The sequence below is a fragment of the Polynucleobacter sp. 71A-WALBACH genome (assembly GCF_018882365.1).
Taxonomy (GTDB): domain Bacteria; phylum Pseudomonadota; class Gammaproteobacteria; order Burkholderiales; family Burkholderiaceae; genus Polynucleobacter.
In genome coordinates this window covers 479,866-497,849 of the sequence record NZ_JACVOP010000001.1, presented here as the reverse complement: position 1 = coordinate 497,849, position 17,984 = coordinate 479,866, and the positions used below count along the sequence as shown (strand labels likewise).

Here is a 17,984-nt window from a genome sequence, read left to right as displayed (position 1 = left end):
TCTTTGAATCATTTTGTGGTTATTTGATCAATATATTGACCAAATAATATATTTATGGTTAAAATAATGATCAAATGACTACTTCTGAACTTAGCCCCATCCTAGAGCGCCAGTTGCTACTGCAGCTAGGTGATCGCATTAAGCGCTTACGTAAGGCGCAGGGGCTTGGCACGGTCGAAGTGTCTGCGCGCGCAAAACTTACTCGTAATACTCTACGGTCCATTGAAGCAGGTGATCCATCTCCTTCAATCGGCGCTTACCTAAGAGTGATGTCCGTTCTGGGCGTTAGCGGAGAGTTAGCGCTTTTGGCGGGCGACACGATGCAAGTTGCTCCCGCTGGATCGGCAGGAGCAAGGTCCAGACGCATTGCCCCTAACGTACAAGTACGCGTTTTGCCAGATAACGCCGGGCACCGACTTCAAGATCTACAAAGCCTTGCTCTGCATGAAGAAGCTGTTCAGTTAGTGAAGACTGATCCTGCATTGCTACTACAAGCTCAAGGCACCCTAGAGCGCTGGCTTGCTACTGGCGATTCTCGCTCAGCTGGCCTATGGCGAGAATGGCAAAGCATCTTAAGTGCAGGCTCTTGGCGTAAGGTGCTTGGTCGCACAAGACATGCTCAGCAACTCAGACAAACTTCACCACTGGCGACCATCCCCCCAGATGAAGTGCGCCTACGTATTTTGAAAGATGTGAGTGCGCTCAAAAAAGGGGTGGTGTTTGGTAGCTCTTTGACTACCGCTCAGGATGATGAAGATCTTAAGGATGCGCTATGACACGAGAAGAGTTAGAGCACATCATTCGCGCCAGCGCTGATATCACTAACCAGTATGAATTTGTGATCATTGGCAGCCAGTCAATGCTAGGCCAAGTACCCAATCCAGAAAAAGTCTTCACAGTCTCCATGGAAATGCAGAAGATCCGTGACCCAAAATTGGATTGACTGGAGGTTTATCGCTAGCATCCTCCAAGCTCCCCAAAACGGCATCATCCAATTCCCCCATATTTTCAAAAAGCAATGGATTTACCTTGTGGGCCCAAATGCCCAATCGGTGAATCTCATTAGCCACGCGCAAGAGAAGCGCCCAGTCTATCTTTAGACCTCCAGTTTCTGGCTTTTGCATTTCCTTGCACACTGCCGCAAGGCGACCGATCGCCGGTGCTAATGCCCGAAATTTAGGCTCTGGTCTGACTAACCAGAGAAATTGGTTAAGGTCCTCTCGAGATAATCGGTCGATTTCGTGAGCTTGTAAATTTGCGCGGGCGAGAATTGCTCTCGCAATAATTCAATCTCAGGACTCTCTTCATAAATCCGAATAACAGCTCTTTTACCTTTTCCTGATGATTTCCCCATTCCACCATTTAAACCGAAAGAAGAGGGTTTGCAAATCAAGCAATATGACTGAATCTTGTTTGTTCAGTATTGATTATTGTTCACGTAACGTGTACAATTAAAACCATTGAACAAAAGTAAAGTGCGTTCAATTAAGTATATCGTTCACGTAACGTGAACATTTAAATTTTACGTACAAAATGATGAACCTAGAAACTAAAGAACAACTCATTCTCGCTAAAGCAATTGATGCCTTTCTGAGAACTACTGGCCTACAAATCGACCATGTTTGGCAAGGGGGGCCAGCAGATGCCTTGTTAACTATTCAAACCCCTGATCACCCCGTTTATTTTGAGGCGGAAATTAAGGGGGTAATCGATCGCTTCAAAACGCTCACGCTCATCAAAGAGCTGGGAGTTCGAACAAACCCCGTTTTGCTTGTAGCGCCCTATATCACCAAAGACATTGCAACTCAGTGCCGCGAGCTAGATTTGCCCTTTATTGATGAAGCTGGCAATGCTTATATGAAGACTCCGGGGCTATTTGTATATGTTGTTGGTCAAGCTCGCCCAGAACGTGCTCATGAAAAGCCAGAATTCACAGCCTTGACCACTGGAGGGTTAAAAATTGTCTTTGCACTGCTTAATCAAAAAACAATTACCCCCCAAACTTATCGCCAAATAGCCACTTTTGCCAAGGTAGCCCTTGGAACTGTAGGCCCCGTATTAACGAATTTAGAAAACCGAGGCTTTCTCACTCCCGCTGAAATAGGTCCACGGCGAATTTTAGATAAGAAACGACTAGAAGAGGAGTGGGTGGCTCACTACCCCATTAAATTACGACCAAAACTAAATGCACGCCGATTTACTGCTGCCAAAGAAGATTGGTATCGAGATGTCAATATTGAGCAGTACGACGCCTATTGGGGCGGGGAAGTCGCAGCAGAAAAACTCACTGGCTATCTCAAGCCTGCAAAGATAACTATTTATGCCCGTAAAAACCTAGATCGACTCATCGTAGAAAATCGGCTGCGCCCCGACGTTAACGGCAATATTGAAATTTTGGAAGCCTTTTGGGCAGTAGATACAGAGTTGCAAATGAACGGGGTTGTGCCTGCGCTACTGGCATATGCAGATTTATTGGCCACCACCAATCCACGCAATATTGAAACAGCTAGACTAATATATGACCGATATCTCACTCAAGCTTGAAATTAGACCTAACCGCCCTTTAAAGGCAGAGCATCTAGCCATCCTACAAATTTTTGATGACGTGGCACGGTCTTTAAATATTGACTATTTTTTAGCTGGAGCCCAGGCCAGAGATCTTATCTTGGGGCATGTATTTAACAAGCAAACCGGGCAAGCAACCTATGATCTTGATCTGGGGATCTGCCTAGAAGACTGGGCTAAGTTTGACAAACTTAAATCAATCTTGATTTCCATGGGCTGCTTTACAGAGGGTAAGGCGCCACAGAAAATGCACTTTAAAAGACCGCAGGACCAATACTCCACACCACTTGATCTCATTCCATTTGGCGGAGTTGAAAATTTAGACTCAACGATTGAATGGCCACCCGAAATGAATGTGGTTATGAACGTCTCTGGATTTTCTGAGGCCCTAAGATCAGCTATTTTGCTAAAGATTGCTGAGAATTTCTCTATACGGGTTGCATCACTAGCGGGCATGGCCGCACTCAAACTAATTGCCTGGCAAGACCGGGGCCAAGAAAACCAAGGTAAAGATGCCGTCGACTTTCTTCTTATCGCCAAAAGCTATCACGACGCTGGAAATGAGGATCGCATTTATACGGAAGAATTAGCGCTACTAGAATCATTGGGGCATGACCCAGAGTTGGCAGGTATTCAGTTGTTAGGCAGGGATGTTGCCAAGATTTGCTTAGATACAACCAAGCAAAGTATCGATGCCATATTTTCAGATTCCACACTAAGACAACGACTAACCGACCAACTAACTAGCAAAAGCCTCTCCATCGGCGATGCGGATTCTGTGCTGAAGGTTCATGCTCATCTTGACCTCTTTTATAAAGGCTTTAGCTCGAAGTGATAAACAATAGCTCCGCGCTTATAACCGCCTTCCTAGAAGAGGTTAGTAAAATATTTACGAACGCCGTTTAACGTAAAATAAGGCTGTTGGGCATTGAGGCTAGGGGTCTAATTGGCCTATTTTGCGAATTATTCGAGAAATATCTACTTAAAAAATTAATCGGTATTAAACGTTGTTTTTAGTCTTTATTAAAACAAGTTTTTGAACATTAAACCCTTTATCTATATAGACTTAAGGCGTTTTAGACAATGTACAGTTATTTAAGGTATTTGTATATTTTTTGTCGGTTGAGGTCTCCGAAGCGGGTCGCAGGTTCGATTCCTGCCGGGCGCACCAAAACAGGGGGGTTTTTGACCTACATCATGCGTAAATTCGTGAAAAAGGCTATCATTTGCACCTAACTTATTGATTCTTATCATGTCAAATCATCTAAATTCTGCACTCTCTGAGCCATCTTTAGCCAATCCTTTGGCTCCAGATCTCCCATTGCCACACCGAAAAGTCATTCGTAGCTGGCTGATCCCAATGGCTCAAGGAGAAACAGCAAAAGCAATCGCCCTTCTCGCATTAGATGCGGTTTTGTGGCTTGGCTGTATAGCTGGGACTATTTTTGTCGAAAGCATCCTCATCAAGATCATCTTGGGCTTGGTTGCTGGGTTTGTTACTGGTCGCATCTTCATTTTGGGTCATGATGCTTGCCACCAAAGCTATACCCCACACCGTGAACTGAACAAAATATTGGGTCGCATTGCATTCTTACCGTCCTTAACTCCATACAGCCTATGGGATGTTGGGCATAACGTGGTTCACCACGGCCAAACCAATCTCAAAGGTTTTGACTTTGTCTGGGCTCCGCTATCCAAGTCGGAATTTGATGCTTTGCCAGCCTGGCGTAAAGCCCTAGAGCGCCTCTACCGTAGTGGCTGGGGCCCCGTTTTCTATTACCTCATTGAAATCTGGTGGAGACGTGAGTACTTCCCTAATGCCAAGAACAAGCCAGGTGATCGCCCAATCTTCCTTAAAGACAACTTATTAGTTACTGGCTTTGCCATTATTTGGATTGGCTGCCTGATTGCTGGAGCAATTGCCACAGGGCAGTCTATATGGCTTGGGTTAATTACTGGCTTTGCTGTTCCATTCTTGTTTTGGAACGGCATGATTGGCTTTGTTGTCTATGTTCACCATACCCATCCAAAAGTTTCTTGGTACGACAAGAAGTCTGAGTGGTTACGCGCCCAGCCTTTTGTTTCAACCACGGTGCATTTGACCTTTAACTGGATTTGGGGCTCTTTAATGCACCATATCATGGAGCACACCGCCCATCACGTAGATATGAGCGTACCCCTCTATCGCCTACAAGAAGCTCAAAACACCCTCGAAACCATCCTTCCAGAGCGTATTTTTGTGCAAAAGTTCTCTTGGGCCTGGTATTTTGATACGGCTCGCAAGTGCAAGCTTTATGACTTCGAAAACAAGGCTTGGCTCGATTTTGATGGTAACAAAACGGCTGAATCCGTTCGTGTAGTCCTGAGCCCAGCCCCAGCGGGACAAAACGGGTAAAATAGATCTTCTGTACAAGATTTGGATTACCCGGATTGCCCATGACTACCTCGACTCCAGCTGCCCCTCAAGAAACCTCTCAGAGCCTTAAGTTTTGCTCTTCTTGCAGTCGCGAAAAGCGCCTGGAAGGTGGCACATGGATTCCGACGAGTAATCGTAAACAACGCTGGATTTGCGCAAGCTGTTTATATAACCGCACTCACCGTACTGGTTCAGCAAAAACCTAATTACTCAATTAGGTTTCATCAACTCAAGCTTTCTCAATCCCCCACATAGGGATTCGTCTGGCGCTCTTTACCAAAAGTTGACATCGGCCCGTGGCCAGGAACAAACTGCACGTCGTCACCTAATGGCCATAATTTTGTCTTAATCGCATGAATTAAATCTGCGTGATTGCCGCGCGGAAAATCGGTCCTTCCAATAGATCCCGCAAAGAGCACATCACCAACTAGAGCTAGGCGATCTTCTTTATCAAAGAACACAACGTGGCCCGGCGTATGGCCCGGACAATGCAGCACCTCTAAATCAACATTACCAACTTGCACATGATCGCCATCTTCCAACCAACGTGTTGGTACGAATGCCTTTGCATGACCAAATCCAAAGCGTACAGTTTGCTCTGGCAATTGATCTAACCAAAATTGTTCATCAATCTGAGGCCCTTCAATTGGTACCCCCAGTTGATCGGATAAGTCCTTAGCAGCAGCACAATGATCAAGGTGTCCGTGCGTTAATAAAATCTTTTTAACGGTACCGCCCATTTGCTTAACACCATCCAAAATCTTGTCGATATCTCCACCAGGGTCGACCACTGCCGCATCTCCCGTTTCTTGGCAAACCAAGATAGAGCAGTTTTGTTCAAATGGGGTAACGGGAACAATTCCTAATTTGATTGGCATAAATAGAGCGCGCTTAAATTGATTGGCCACTAGCTTACGGCAAAGAAGCTAGAATATATCTCACAGGATACACAATGAAAACTCAAGATACATTTAAATTCGCAGAAACACATGAATGGGCCAGCATCGAAGATGATGGGCTTGTATGGGTCGGCATTAGTAATCACGCCCAAGAGGCCTTGGGTGATGTGATGTTTTTTCAAGCGCCGAAGATTGGTCAGGAAGTTAAACAGGGTGAAGCGATTGCGGCCATCGAATCCGTTAAGGCTGCTAGCGATATTCATGCGCCTATTAGCGGTGAGATCATCTCTCTTAATGAAGAGATGGATGCCGCCCCAGAGATGGTGAATGAAAATCCATATGCAGTTTGGCTTTTTAAAGTAAAGCCAACATCTCCAGAAACACTGAGTGCTGATCTCGGCACGCTAATGTCTCTTGCTAAATACGAATCTACTGCAGGCGCTTAAATAGAAATCGGGTCGCGCTCTACCAACCAACGAATGCGAGATGTTTTGCTGATTCTTCCTGTGGAATCTTGACGTAATTCTTGATCAATCATTTCAAGAGCTTCTTGTAATGCCTTGCGATTAACCGACTCAACCAATAACTGGGCGCGCTCTGCACCTGCCACCCGCATAACTGGCTTGGGCACTGGGTCGTACACCTTCAACTCTTTTGTAATCAAGCCCCTGCTTTTCAGGTGCGCCTTCAACTCACTCAAAAACTGAATCGCCTTATCAATGCTTTTGCCCTCAGCATGGATGAGGGCTTGATATGAGTAGGGCGGCAACTTTGCCTCTTCTCGCTCACTTGCAGTGAATGCTAAAAATCCATCGACGTCGTGTCTTAACAAAAACTGGAATACGGGTGACTCTGGGAATTGGGTCTCGATATAAATATCGCCACCTGACTCTCCGCTAGCGCCAGATCTTCCAGCACGACCAGCCACTTGTACTAACTGTGCAAACAATCTTTCGGCCGCTCTAAAGTCAGCCGAGTACAGCCGACTATCTGCATCCAAAACTGCAACCAAGCCAATATTCTGATAGTCATGTCCCTTGGCAATCATTTGTGTGCCGATAACAATATCTACATTGCCATCATGAATCTCTTGAAAGAGTGCTTCTGCTCCTTTACTCTTTCTGCTTGAGTCCGTATCAACCCGCAACACTCTCGCCTGTGGCCACATTTCCTCAATAGCATCTTCAAGTTTTTGCGTGCCATGACCTAGGGTTTTTAAGTCTGCGTTCCCACAATCTGGGCAAAACTGTGGAATGGGCTTAACTAATCCGCAATGATGGCAACTTAACACCGATCTTTTTCCTAATGCGCCAGCCTTGTGCATGACCGTATAGGTAGAGCATTGGGTACATTTTGATAACCAGTTGCATGCTGAGCAACTCAGTACAGGAGCATATCCACGGCGATTAATTAAAATTAGGCTCTGTTTATTTTCTGCAAGTGTTTTGCTGATGGCATTTGCTAGCGTTTTGGTGATGAGACTTTTTTGCTTAGGTGCTGCATCATCGCCAGGACTAAATTGGTTTTGTGGGTCACGCGTATTAATTAGATGCACGCTCGGCAGGCTTGCTCCCTGCGCCCTCTGATCCAGTCGAATATATTCATACCGTCCTGATTGTGCAGCCAACCATGTTTCTAAAGACGGCGTAGCTGAGGAGAGCATTATCGGAATTTTTTGATCATGCGCTCGCCAGATTGCTAAATCCCGCGCAGAGTAACGCGTCCCATCTTGTTGTTTATAAGATGGATCATGCTCCTCATCTACGACTATGGCGCGTAAATTTGGCATTGGCGTTAAAGCTGCCAGCCTGGTTCCTAAAATTATTTGCGCTTTACCGGTCATTGCCTCATACCAAGCAATGCCTCTTTTCTTTTCACTGACCCCACTATGTAACACTGCCATCTTTTTATTAGGAAAGTAGGCTCTAACGCGTCTTTCTAATTGTGGCGTTAAATTGATCTCTGGCACCAGTAAAAGTACTTGGGCACTTTCATCATCGAGGATGCTTGCCAGCCAATTTAGAAAGACAGCAGTCTTGCCACTTCCTGTTTGGCCCTGCAACAAGATCGCTCTAAATTGACTTTCTTTTTCGCCATCTTTGAGCAATTCTTGCAAGGCATTCTTTTGGTCGACATTCAATTGATCAAGCGTGATTAATCCCTCTGCTACTACATCAATCTTTTTTTTACTTTTCTTTTCTGCCGACTCTATCTTTTCTGGAATCTTTTCCCAGTCGTCTGGCTTTTTCCACATTAGCGGTATTACAGGCAATATGGTTTCACCTAGTGCATGGATGTAGTACTGGCTTGCAAAATTCATCAGCCTCAACAGTGCTGGATCGAACGCTGGAAGTGGGCCAAGACGCTCTACAGATTTGAGTTTTTCTATCTCGTATTCGGAGTGACCGCTCACTTTTATTACAAGCCCAATTATTTTTGATCTAGCAAAGGGTACCTCAACCACGTTGCCTATCTCTGGTAGCTTGCCTAATTTTTCAGCATCCCATAGATAGTCAAAGCCCTGAGCCAAAGGCTTATCTATCACTACCTGAACAACGATGGGCTTAGCCGTCATTTACTTAAAATTTTCTGTCTTACCCTGTGGATAAGTCTGTGGATATCATTCGTTGATTTAGATTTCTATAGTCATTTTATAGGAATGCTATCTTGCACAGAAAATCAGCATTTTATTATTTAACTATATTAATCAATGGTTTACATTGCTTACTAAATGTGAAAGTTCATAATTCTCGTCAATCTCACTGTATTTATGATTTTGCACATTTCTGTGCATAACTTTTGCCAAAATATTGGCCAAAGTTAGCAATTACTTGTGGTTATTGCTTTGCCCGTAGGGCTTTTGACTTAGCGATTACGGTCTCGGAGAGGGCAGTCACGCTTTCGGGAGGGGTAAATTGGTTAATGCCATGGCCAAGATTAAAGATGTGGCCATCGAGTGAATGGAGGCCCGGCTTTAATGGGGGGGCTCCAGCTAAGTCAATCAAAAGACTTTCTGCAGCCGCAGCAATTTGCTTTGCCTCTGAGAATAAAATCAGTGGGTCTAGGTTTCCCTGCAAGGCCAAAGGCTTCTTAATGTCTAAGAGCTGCTTTCGGGCGCGACTTAAACGCATAGTCCAGTCGATTGCAATGACATCTGCTCCAGCTTGAGCCATATCATTCAACCAAATTCCACCACCCTTAGTAAACATGATGATTGGGATCTTACGTCCCTCATGTTCGCGCGGTAATAATGCAATTACTTTTTGCATTGCAGCTAACGACATGCGCTGATACCAACCATCCGGAAGTAAGCCTCCCCAAGTATCGAAAATCATGAGTGCTTGTGCGCCAGCTTTTACCTGCTCAATTAAATAAGCGGCAACTGACTGCACATTGATTTCTAGAATATGCTCAAGTAAATCTGGGCGGCTAAACATCATGGTCTTGGCGTGACGGAAATCATCAGATCCTGAACCATCAATCATGTAGCAAGCCAATGTCCATGGGCTTCCAGAGAATCCAATCAATGGTACCCGTTGCTTGCCATCCTGAATTAATGCTTTGCGAATCTCAGACACAGCATCAAAAACATATTTGAGCTGATCCATGTCCGCAACACGTAATTTTTTTACCGCCTCTTCAGTACGAAGCGGATTATCAAAACTAGGCCCTTCGCCTGCAGTGAATTTCAAACCTAAACCCATTGCATCGGGAATGGTCAAAATGTCTGAGAACAAAATTGCCGCATCCAATGGGTAGCGATCCAATGGCTGGAGCGTTACTTCAGTTGCATATGCGGGATTTTTTGCAAGACCTAAAAAACTGCCTGCCCTAGATCGGGTAGCGTTATATTCTGGGAGATAGCGGCCCGCTTGGCGCATGAGCCAAAGCGGTGTTTGATCAACCGCTTCGCCCAGGCAGGCCTTTAAAAACCGATCATTTAACAACAAGGGGGTGATCAGCTCTTACTTTTTACGACGGAAACGAGCAATAGCTGCAAGTTGTGCCGCAGCCATTGCAAACTCTGACTGAGCTAATGCCAAGTCAAAGTCGGTGCCACGATTCTGCATTGCTTCTTCGGCGCGCTTCTTAGCTTCGTTAGCTTTAGCTTCATCAAGATCATGACCGCGTATAGCTGTATCCGCTAAGACAGTCACATGATCTGGCTGCACTTCTAAATAGCCACCCGCCACGAATACAAACTCTTCATCGCCATCAGCTTTTTCAATACGAACTGAACCTGGACGAATACGTGTAATCAAAGGAGTGTGGCCGCGCAAAATACCGAGCTCACCATTCTCACCAGGAAGCGCAACAAACTTGGCTTCACCGCTGAAAATAGATTGCTCAGCACTTACTACATCGACGCGTATGGTTGACATAATTTCCCTAGATGAGTTCGATTAAAGCTTCTTAGCTTTCTCGATGGCTTCATCAATTGAACCCACCATGTAGAACGCTTGCTCAGGCAAGTGATCCAATTCACCGCTGCAAATCATTTTGAAACCACGGATAGTTTCTTTCAATGGAACGTATTTGCCTGGTGAACCAGTAAACACTTCAGCAACGTGGAACGGCTGGGACAAGAAACGTTGAATCTTACGTGCACGGGACACGGCTAATTTGTCTTCTGGTGATAACTCGTCCATACCCAAAATAGCAATAATGTCGCGCAACTCTTTGTAACGTTGCAATGTCATCTGAACTTCGCGAGCTACTTCATAGTGCTCTTGACCAACCACTTGTGGGTCAAGCTGACGGCTAGTTGAATCCAATGGATCAACCGCTGGGTAGATACCCAAAGCAGCAATATCACGTGACAACACAACAGTGGAGTCCAGGTGTAAGAAGGTTGTAGCTGGTGATGGGTCAGTCAAGTCATCCGCAGGAACGTAAACGGCCTGAATAGAAGTAACAGAACCAGTCTTAGTTGAAGTAATACGCTCTTGCAACTTACCCATTTCTTCAGCCAAAGTAGGTTGATAACCCACAGCTGAAGGCATACGACCCAACAACGCAGATACTTCGGTACCGGCCAATGTGTAACGATAAATATTGTCAACGAAGAACAAAATGTCACGGCCTTCGTCACGGAATGCTTCGGCCATTGTCAAACCAGTCAACGCAACGCGCAAACGGTTGCCAGGAGGTTCGTTCATCTGACCAAACACCATCGCCACTTTATCGATAACGTTAGATTCTTTCATCTCGTGATAGAAGTCGTTACCTTCACGAGTGCGCTCACCAACACCAGCGAACACGGATAAACCTGAGTGTTGCTTAGCAATGTTGTTAATCAACTCCATCATGTTCACGGTCTTACCAACACCCGCGCCACCGAACAAGCCAACCTTACCGCCTTTAGCGAATGGGCAAACTAAGTCAATAACCTTAATACCGGTTTCTAACAAGTCAACAGAAGGGGAGAGTTCATCAAACTTTGGCGCTGGCTGGTGAATAGCGCGACGCTCTTCAGTAGCGATTGGACCTGCATCATCAATTGGGCGACCTAAAACGTCCATGATGCGACCCAATGTTGCTGGTCCAACAGGAACCGAAATTGGCTTACCTGTAGAAGCAACTTCCATGCCACGACGCAAACCATCACTAGCGCCCATGGCAATCGCGCGAACTACGCCGTCACCGATCTGCTGTTGTACTTCAAAGGTCAGACCTTTTTCAGCAAATGATTTTTCGCCGCTATCAACTAATGTCAACGCATCATAAATGTTTGGCATTTTGTCGCGTGGGAACTGAATGTCCACCACTGGACCGATACACTGCACGATATTTCCGTTACTCATCGCATTTCTCCGCTTTTAATTCCTGAATTCTTTCGTATTCCTAAACGCTAACCGCTTAAACAGCAGCCGCTCCGCCAACAATCTCTGACAACTCTTTAGTAATAGCAGCCTGTCGTGTTTTGTTGTATTCCAATTGCAATTCACCGATTACATTCTTCGCATTATCTGAAGCGGCCTTCATCGAGACCATACGCGCAGATTGTTCAGAAGCCATGTTCTCAGCAACCGCTTGATAAATCATTGCCTCTACGTAACGCTTGAGCAAGCCATTCAAAATGGACTCTGCGTCTGGTTCATAGATGTAATCCCAGGAGTTTCCTGCTTTTTCTTCTGGGGTTAATTCAGCCGGCTCCAATGGCAAGAGCTTTTCTAAAACAGGCTCTTGTTTCATTGCATTTACAAAGCGGGTGTATGCCAAATAAACAGCATCAATTTCACCACGCTCAAACGCTTCCAACTGGGCAGTAATAGCACCAATCAAAACATCCATATGTGGTGTGTCACCAATCTGAATTGTTTGAGAAATGAGTTTTGCTTTTGAGCGATTTAAAAACTGGAGGCCTTTTGAACCGATAGCAGTGTATTCAATACCCACATTGCTGCCTTCCATATCGCGCACTTGGTTTGCAATCAGACGCAATACGTTGGTATTCAAACCACCGCATAAACCCTTGTCCGTTGTAACCAAGATCGTGCCAATTTTCTTTACCTCACGAGTTGCCATGTAAGCAGGGCGGAACTCAGGATTTGCTTTGGAAAGATTGGCGACAATCTCACGAATTTTTTCAGCATATGGACGTGCATTACGCATGCGCTCTTGGGCGCGACGCATCTTCGATGCGGCGACCATTTCCATTGCCTTCGTGATCTTGCGCGTGTTTTGCACGCTCTTGATCTTAGATCGTATCTCTTTTGTGCTTGCCATGATTTATGCGAGCCCTCCTAGAAAGAGGCTGAACGCTTGTAATCCTCAATTGCAGCACGCAAAGCAGCTTCGTCATCTTTGCTCAAATCTTTAGTCTCTTCAATACGACCAACTAAATCAGCGTATTTAGATTTCAAGTGATCTTGCAAACCTTTTTCGAATGGCAATACGTTTTTCACTTCGAGGTCATCAAAGTAGCCGTTGTTAACAGCGAAGAGTGATGCAGCCATTTCCCAAACCTGCAAAGGCTTGTACTGAGCTTGCTTACACAATTCTGTCACGCGACGACCGCGCTCCAACTGCTTACGTGTTGCTTCATCAAGGTCAGAAGCGAACTGAGCAAATGCTGCCAATTCACGATACTGTGCCAAGTCGGTACGAATACCGCCAGACAATTTCTTAATGACTTTAGTTTGAGCTGCGCCACCAACACGTGAAACAGAAATACCAGCGTTAATCGCAGGACGTACGCCCGCGTTAAACAAGTCAGTTTCCAAGAAGATCTGGCCATCGGTAATCGAAATTACGTTGGTTGGAACGAATGCAGAAACGTCGCCAGCTTGAGTTTCAATAATTGGCAATGCAGTCAAAGAACCTGTCTTACCTTTTACTGAACCATTTGTAAATTTCTCGACATATTCAGCATTTACACGAGCAGCGCGCTCAAGCAAACGTGAGTGGAGATAGAACACGTCGCCAGGGTAAGCTTCGCGGCCTGGTGGGCGGCGCAAGAGCAAAGAAATCTGACGGTATGCAACAGCTTGTTTTGTTAAATCGTCATAAACGATCAATGCGTCTTCACCACGATCGCGGAAGTATTCGCCCATTGTGCAACCAGCATATGCTGAGAGGTATTGCATCGCTGCAGACTCAGAAGCACTTGCCGCAACAACAACGGTGTATTCCATTGCGCCCAACTCCGTGAGCTTGCGAACAACGTTAGCAATAGTAGAAGCTTTTTGACCAATCGCAACGTAAACGCAATAAACGCCTTTACCTTTTTGGTTAATGATCGCGTCAACCGCAACTGCTGTCTTACCGGTTTGACGGTCACCAATGATCAACTCGCGCTGGCCACGGCCGATTGGAACCATTGCATCAATCGCCTTCAAACCAGTTTGAACTGGCTGGCTAACGGATTGACGTGCAATAACGCCTGGAGCAACTTTTTCAATAAAGTCAGTCAGCTTAGTATTGATTGGGCCTTTGCCATCAATCGGTTGACCAAGTGCGTTTACAACGCGACCGAGCAACTCTGGACCAACTGGTACTTCCAAAATACGGCCCGTACATTTAACTGGATCGCCTTCTTTAATGTGGGTGTACTCACCCAACACTACAGCACCAACTGAATCACGCTCAAGGTTCAACGCGAGGCCGATAGTGTTGTTAGGGAATTCCAACATTTCGCCCTGCATAACACCAGACAAGCCATGTACGCGGCAAATACCGTCGGTCACTGAAATTACAGTGCCTTCGTTGCGAAGTTGGGAATCAACACCCATTTCGCTAATTCGGCTTTTGATCAGTTCACTGATCTCGGAAGGGTTGAGTTGCATTACTTACTCCTGGGTCTTATTTCGTATGTTCTTAATAGGGATAACTTATGCGCCAAGACTTGCTTGCATTTGAGCTAACTGTGCCTTAACTGAACTATCCAATACCTCATCTCCAACTTGAATGCGAACTCCGCCAATCAACGCAGGATCTACTTGAATAGTTGGGCGCAATTCTTTACCCCCAAAGCGCTTCTTCAAACTTGACAACAAATCATTCAGCGCAGAACCCTCTAATGGGAATGCGCTAGTAATCATTACTTCTGCTGCACCCTCGCTCTGATTCTTCATTGCCTCAAATTGACGAGCAATTTCAGGAATGGCAGATAAGCGATGGTTTTGATTTACAAGACTTAAAAAACTTGCAGTTTTGCCGTCCAGCTTTGTCTTCACCATGCCGGAGAGTAATTTGCTTAAATCATCTGCAGATACTTTTGGATTGTTTGATAAAGCAGCAACTTCTGGCAATGCAGCAAGCTGCGCCAATTCATTTAACTGCTCTAAACAAGTAGCAAGCTCAGCAGGCTTAGCACTTTGAAAAAGTGCTTCAGCGTAAGGGCGTGCAATCGTGGCTAATTCAGCCATATCAAAGTTCTGCCTTTAGTTGATCAAGCAATGTGCCATGGGCTTTTGCATCTACTTCACGACGCAAAATTTGCTCAGCACCTTTAACAGCCAACACCGCGACTTCAGCTCGCAATACTTCACGTGCGCGAGTTACTTGTTGATCTGCATCTTGCTTGGCTTGAGAGATGATGCGAGCTGCTTCAGCTTGTGCATTGGCGCGAATTTCTTCAGCGGACATTTGCGCACGTTTTTCAGCTTCTGCAACACGCTGCACACCCTCTTGGCGTGCTTTAGTTAATTCTTGCTCTGCTTCATTGCTTGCCAGTGCGAGTGCTTCTTTACCACGCTCGGCAGCAGCTAAGCCGTCAGCAATTTTGCTTGAACGCTCGTCTAACGCCTTAACTAGTGGTGGCCACACAAAGCGTGCAACAACCCACCATAAGACGAAGAAAACGATCATTTGCGCGAATAGGGTCGCGTTCAGATTCACGATATTCCTTTCAGTATTGTTGAGAACGGTTGGATGACCCGGTAGTCATCCACGCCAAAACAATTACTTAATAACTGCGAGCAGTGGGTTTGCGAAAGCAAACAACATTGCAACACCAACGCCGATCAAGAACGCAGCGTCGATCAAACCAGCCAAAAGGAACATCTTAGTTTGCAGTGGCTCCATCAATTCTGGTTGACGTGCACAAGCTTCGATGTACTTGCCGCCCATCAATGCAATACCTAAACAAGCACCGATCGCGCCGAGGCCGATGATGATGCCGATAGCGATTGCTGTGAAACCTTGAATGTTTGCGAGAAATTGTTGCATGTTGCTGACTCCTGAAGTTAAAGAGATAAGTTAAAAATAAAAATCTTAGTGATGGCTATGCGCTTGCCCGATGTAGACCAAGGTCAACATCATGAAAATAAAGGCTTGCAACAAAATAACCAAAATGTGGAAGATGGCCCAAGCTGATCCAGCAATAACATGACCCACCAATCCGAACAGGGATAAATCTAAATTAAATGTCCACACACTACCTAGCAATGCGATCAATAAGAAGACCAACTCGCCGGCATACATATTGCCGAACAGTCGCATTCCCAATGAAACACCTTTAGCGAGATATTCGATGATGTTCAAAGCTAGGTTGAATGGGGCCAAGTACCACTTTGCACCAAACGGGGCAGAAATGAGCTCGTGCAAGAAGCCGCCAAAACCTTTGACTTTGAAGCTATAAAAGAAAACTAACAATAGGACAGACATGGACATGCCCATAGTGGCATTCAAATCAGTTGTAGGAACCAATTTGTGGTGCGGCACATGAACGCCAAAGCTCTCGATGAAGTGGTTTACACCCAAAACCCAATCCACAGGCACTAAGTCCAAAGTGTTGAGGAGGATGATCCAAAAGAATACAAATAGTGCAAGCGGTGCAATGTAACTACGATCACCATGAACAATGCTCTTAGCTTGTGTGTCCGCCATTTCCACAATCATTTCAACGAAACATTGGAAACGACCTGGAACGCCTGGGGTTGCGCGTCGTGCTGCAATCAACAAAATGAAAACAGTGAGCAGGCCCATGAGGGATGCCCAGAAAATAGTATCTAAATTGATGATGCTGAAATCGATAATAGAGGCTTGATGCTCACCAGTGCTGGTGAGGTTTTGCAAATGCTCGGAAATGTACGCTGTTGGCGTCATTTGCTCGGCTGCCGCGTGGGCTTGGTTTACTTCGCTAGACATCTCTTAACTAGTCCTTTGGTTCAATCTCATTTATTACTCTTAGCGCCACAACCACGCCAGCCACACACACTTTAGGGCAAGCACATAAGTCACCAACAACGGGACCCAATGCACCCCTGGGATCAAATATGCAATCCCTATAAACAGCATCAAAGTCACGGCGATTTTGATAAATTCGCCCGAAACCAATGCTGCTAAATAATTCCCTGGATTCAATTTCTGCGTTTTTTTTGCCAACTCCAGCCTGGTTAAAAACAAGGCTGATGGCAAGACGCTAATTAAACCACCTAAAAAGGCCGACTGAGTATAAAGGCTTACCCCTACCGGCTCCCCAAAAAATGACCAAATCACCATACTAATCACGGTAACAGCTACTTGCGCAGCCAAAATCTTCCAAGGCGACAGCGGGGGGTGTTTAACGGCATTGCTGGCTTGCAACGCGGTCATTTCCTCTTTACTTAAAACCCGGTATACCTCTTCTTCAGGCTCATCCCAGTCATTTGCCTCGGAAAATCGATCTTTTTGAGGAATCAATTTAGCCCCGTGAGTTTAATGTGTGCACTGCAATAGGTCAAATGTTTTAGGGTCATTTATGAAGACTTTTAAGCCTCGACGCCTAGCTTTTTCAACAAAGAATCTAGCTCATCAAACTGGCTAAAGCGGATTCTCAGCTCTCCACCGTTGCCTTTGAACTTAAATTCAGCGCTTAATCCAATTAAATCAGCGATTTCTTGAGTTAAACGACGCATATCTGGGTCGCGACTTGGCGCACCGCCTTCCGCCTGAGTTTTGGCTTTTTTGTCTCCAATCTGACCGCCTGCGAGTGCAAGGGCGGTAGACATTCTTTCAGCCTCTCGAACAGACAAACCTTGTGCCGCAATTCTCTGCGCCAAAGCCACTTGGCTTGCTCCGGGCAAAGGCAAAAGAGCGCGGGCGTGACCCATATCAATGTCACCAGCCAAGAGCATGGCTTGCACCGGTTTAGCTAATTGATTTAAACGCAATAAATTGGTTACGGCGCTACGTGACTTGCCCACCGCTTTGGCAGCTTGTTCGTGTGTAAAGCCAAACTCTTCAATCAATCTTGCCAGGCCCTGAGATTCTTCCAGCGGATTCAAATCTTCGCGCTGCATATTCTCAATCAAAGCCATTGCAGCAGCAGCCTGGTCGTTGGCGCCAGAAACTAAAACAGGCACCTCTTTTAAGCCAGCTAAAGTGGCCGCACGAAAGCGACGCTCACCCGCAATAATTTCATATTTACCAGGGGCAACTAAACGCACTAGCAATGGTTGCATTACGCCTTGCTCGCGAATACTTTCAGCCAACTCTTGCAATGCACCTACTTCCATTTTTTGACGCGGCTGATACTTGCCTGCCTGCAATGCAGTTAAAGGCAAACGATTAATTTCTGTTGTGACTTCTGTTTGCGCCTTGTCACCGAGCAATGCCTCTAAGCCACGACCCAAACCTTTTTTCTTTATTGCAACCATAATATTTTTATTGTTCCTAGG

Annotated in this window: 20 protein-coding genes; 7 read left to right on the top strand and 13 right to left on the bottom strand. The window is 45.6% G+C overall.

All coding sequences use genetic code 11. The features are described from left to right. The first annotated feature begins 74 nt into the window (after window positions 1-74). The 6 genes from ICN42_RS02550 to ICN42_RS02525 all read left to right on the top strand — a co-directional run bounded on the left by ICN42_RS02550 (window position 75) and on the right by ICN42_RS02525 (window position 5,187). The gene (locus ICN42_RS02550) at window positions 75-776 is read left to right on the top strand and encodes a helix-turn-helix transcriptional regulator (protein WP_216250461.1); all 702 of its coding nucleotides are present in this window, start codon (window positions 75-77) and stop codon (window positions 774-776) included. After that, window positions 773-943, top strand: a complete 171-nt coding sequence (locus ICN42_RS02545; RefSeq protein ID WP_216253026.1) for a hypothetical protein — start codon at window positions 773-775, stop codon at window positions 941-943. Before ICN42_RS02550 ends, ICN42_RS02545 begins: the two co-directional genes overlap by 4 nt. A gap of 590 nt (window positions 944-1,533) precedes the next feature. Then, window positions 1,534-2,544, top strand: a complete 1,011-nt coding sequence (locus ICN42_RS02540) for a type IV toxin-antitoxin system AbiEi family antitoxin (RefSeq protein WP_216250458.1) — start codon at window positions 1,534-1,536, stop codon at window positions 2,542-2,544. Beyond that, window positions 2,519-3,400 (top strand): nucleotidyl transferase AbiEii/AbiGii toxin family protein, encoded by an 882-nt coding sequence (locus tag ICN42_RS02535; protein WP_216250455.1) that lies wholly within the window; start codon window positions 2,519-2,521, stop codon window positions 3,398-3,400. The genes ICN42_RS02540 and ICN42_RS02535 overlap by 26 nt, the downstream gene beginning before the upstream one ends. Window positions 3,401-3,817: 417 nt before the next feature. Next, window positions 3,818-4,960 carry a fatty acid desaturase gene (locus tag ICN42_RS02530; RefSeq protein WP_255539210.1) on the top strand — a complete coding sequence of 381 codons (1,143 nt, stop codon included), beginning with the start codon at window positions 3,818-3,820 and terminating at the stop codon, window positions 4,958-4,960. Between the two features lie 41 nt (window positions 4,961-5,001). Continuing rightward, window positions 5,002-5,187: a hypothetical protein gene (locus ICN42_RS02525; protein ID WP_088526654.1), complete on the top strand. Its 186-nt coding sequence runs from the start codon at window positions 5,002-5,004 to the stop codon at window positions 5,185-5,187. 33 nt (window positions 5,188-5,220) lie between these two features. Here the strand turns inward: ICN42_RS02525 and ICN42_RS02520 are convergent, their stop codons facing one another. Beyond that, window positions 5,221-5,853: an MBL fold metallo-hydrolase gene (locus ICN42_RS02520; protein ID WP_216252847.1), complete on the bottom strand. Its 633-nt coding sequence runs from the start codon at window positions 5,851-5,853 to the stop codon at window positions 5,221-5,223. Window positions 5,854-5,933: 80 nt separating this feature from the next. On the opposite strand from ICN42_RS02520, the gene gcvH reads away from it, so the two are divergent. Continuing rightward, window positions 5,934-6,326 carry a glycine cleavage system protein GcvH gene (gene gcvH / locus ICN42_RS02515; RefSeq protein WP_216250452.1) on the top strand — a complete coding sequence of 131 codons (393 nt, stop codon included), beginning with the start codon at window positions 5,934-5,936 and terminating at the stop codon, window positions 6,324-6,326. Here gcvH and priA read toward each other — a convergent pair. The 12 genes from priA to ICN42_RS02455 all read right to left on the bottom strand — a co-directional run bounded on the left by priA (window position 6,323) and on the right by ICN42_RS02455 (window position 17,963). After that, complete coding sequence (gene priA, locus ICN42_RS02510; RefSeq protein ID WP_216250450.1) at window positions 6,323-8,455, bottom strand: primosomal protein N'; 2,133 nt, start codon at window positions 8,453-8,455, stop codon at window positions 6,323-6,325. The genes gcvH and priA overlap by 4 nt on opposite strands. A 262-nt stretch (window positions 8,456-8,717) precedes the next feature. Continuing rightward, complete coding sequence (hemE, locus tag ICN42_RS02505) at window positions 8,718-9,830, bottom strand: uroporphyrinogen decarboxylase (protein ID WP_216250446.1); 1,113 nt, start codon at window positions 9,828-9,830, stop codon at window positions 8,718-8,720. A 15-nt stretch (window positions 9,831-9,845) separates the two neighbouring features. Beyond that, on the bottom strand, window positions 9,846-10,262 hold the full coding sequence (locus ICN42_RS02500; RefSeq protein ID WP_015420208.1) for a F0F1 ATP synthase subunit epsilon: 417 nt from the start codon (window positions 10,260-10,262) through the stop codon (window positions 9,846-9,848). A gap of 21 nt (window positions 10,263-10,283) precedes the next feature. Further along, the gene (atpD, locus tag ICN42_RS02495) at window positions 10,284-11,684 is read right to left on the bottom strand and encodes a F0F1 ATP synthase subunit beta (protein ID WP_215308674.1); all 1,401 of its coding nucleotides are present in this window, start codon (window positions 11,682-11,684) and stop codon (window positions 10,284-10,286) included. 55 nt (window positions 11,685-11,739) lie between these two features. Further along, window positions 11,740-12,609: a F0F1 ATP synthase subunit gamma gene (gene atpG / locus ICN42_RS02490; RefSeq protein WP_216250443.1), complete on the bottom strand. Its 870-nt coding sequence runs from the start codon at window positions 12,607-12,609 to the stop codon at window positions 11,740-11,742. A 17-nt stretch (window positions 12,610-12,626) separates the two neighbouring features. Continuing rightward, window positions 12,627-14,168 carry a F0F1 ATP synthase subunit alpha gene (gene atpA / locus ICN42_RS02485; protein ID WP_216250440.1) on the bottom strand — a complete coding sequence of 514 codons (1,542 nt, stop codon included), beginning with the start codon at window positions 14,166-14,168 and terminating at the stop codon, window positions 12,627-12,629. A gap of 45 nt (window positions 14,169-14,213) precedes the next feature. Continuing rightward, window positions 14,214-14,750 (bottom strand): F0F1 ATP synthase subunit delta, encoded by a 537-nt coding sequence (locus ICN42_RS02480; RefSeq protein WP_216250438.1) that lies wholly within the window; start codon window positions 14,748-14,750, stop codon window positions 14,214-14,216. A 1-nt stretch (window position 14,751) separates the two neighbouring features. Beyond that, a complete protein-coding gene (locus tag ICN42_RS02475; protein WP_088526645.1) occupies window positions 14,752-15,222 on the bottom strand; it encodes a F0F1 ATP synthase subunit B in 471 nt (156 codons plus the stop codon). A gap of 63 nt (window positions 15,223-15,285) precedes the next feature. Then, window positions 15,286-15,552: a F0F1 ATP synthase subunit C gene (gene atpE / locus ICN42_RS02470; RefSeq protein WP_012357116.1), complete on the bottom strand. Its 267-nt coding sequence runs from the start codon at window positions 15,550-15,552 to the stop codon at window positions 15,286-15,288. Window positions 15,553-15,597: 45 nt separating this feature from the next. Then, window positions 15,598-16,473 carry a F0F1 ATP synthase subunit A gene (gene atpB / locus ICN42_RS02465; RefSeq protein ID WP_216250437.1) on the bottom strand — a complete coding sequence of 292 codons (876 nt, stop codon included), beginning with the start codon at window positions 16,471-16,473 and terminating at the stop codon, window positions 15,598-15,600. 39 nt (window positions 16,474-16,512) lie between these two features. Further along, window positions 16,513-17,007, bottom strand: a complete 495-nt coding sequence (locus ICN42_RS02460) for an ATP synthase subunit I (protein WP_216250435.1) — start codon at window positions 17,005-17,007, stop codon at window positions 16,513-16,515. 68 nt (window positions 17,008-17,075) lie between these two features. Continuing rightward, window positions 17,076-17,963 carry a ParB/RepB/Spo0J family partition protein gene (locus tag ICN42_RS02455; protein ID WP_216250432.1) on the bottom strand — a complete coding sequence of 296 codons (888 nt, stop codon included), beginning with the start codon at window positions 17,961-17,963 and terminating at the stop codon, window positions 17,076-17,078. Window positions 17,964-17,984: the final 21 nt, after the last annotated feature.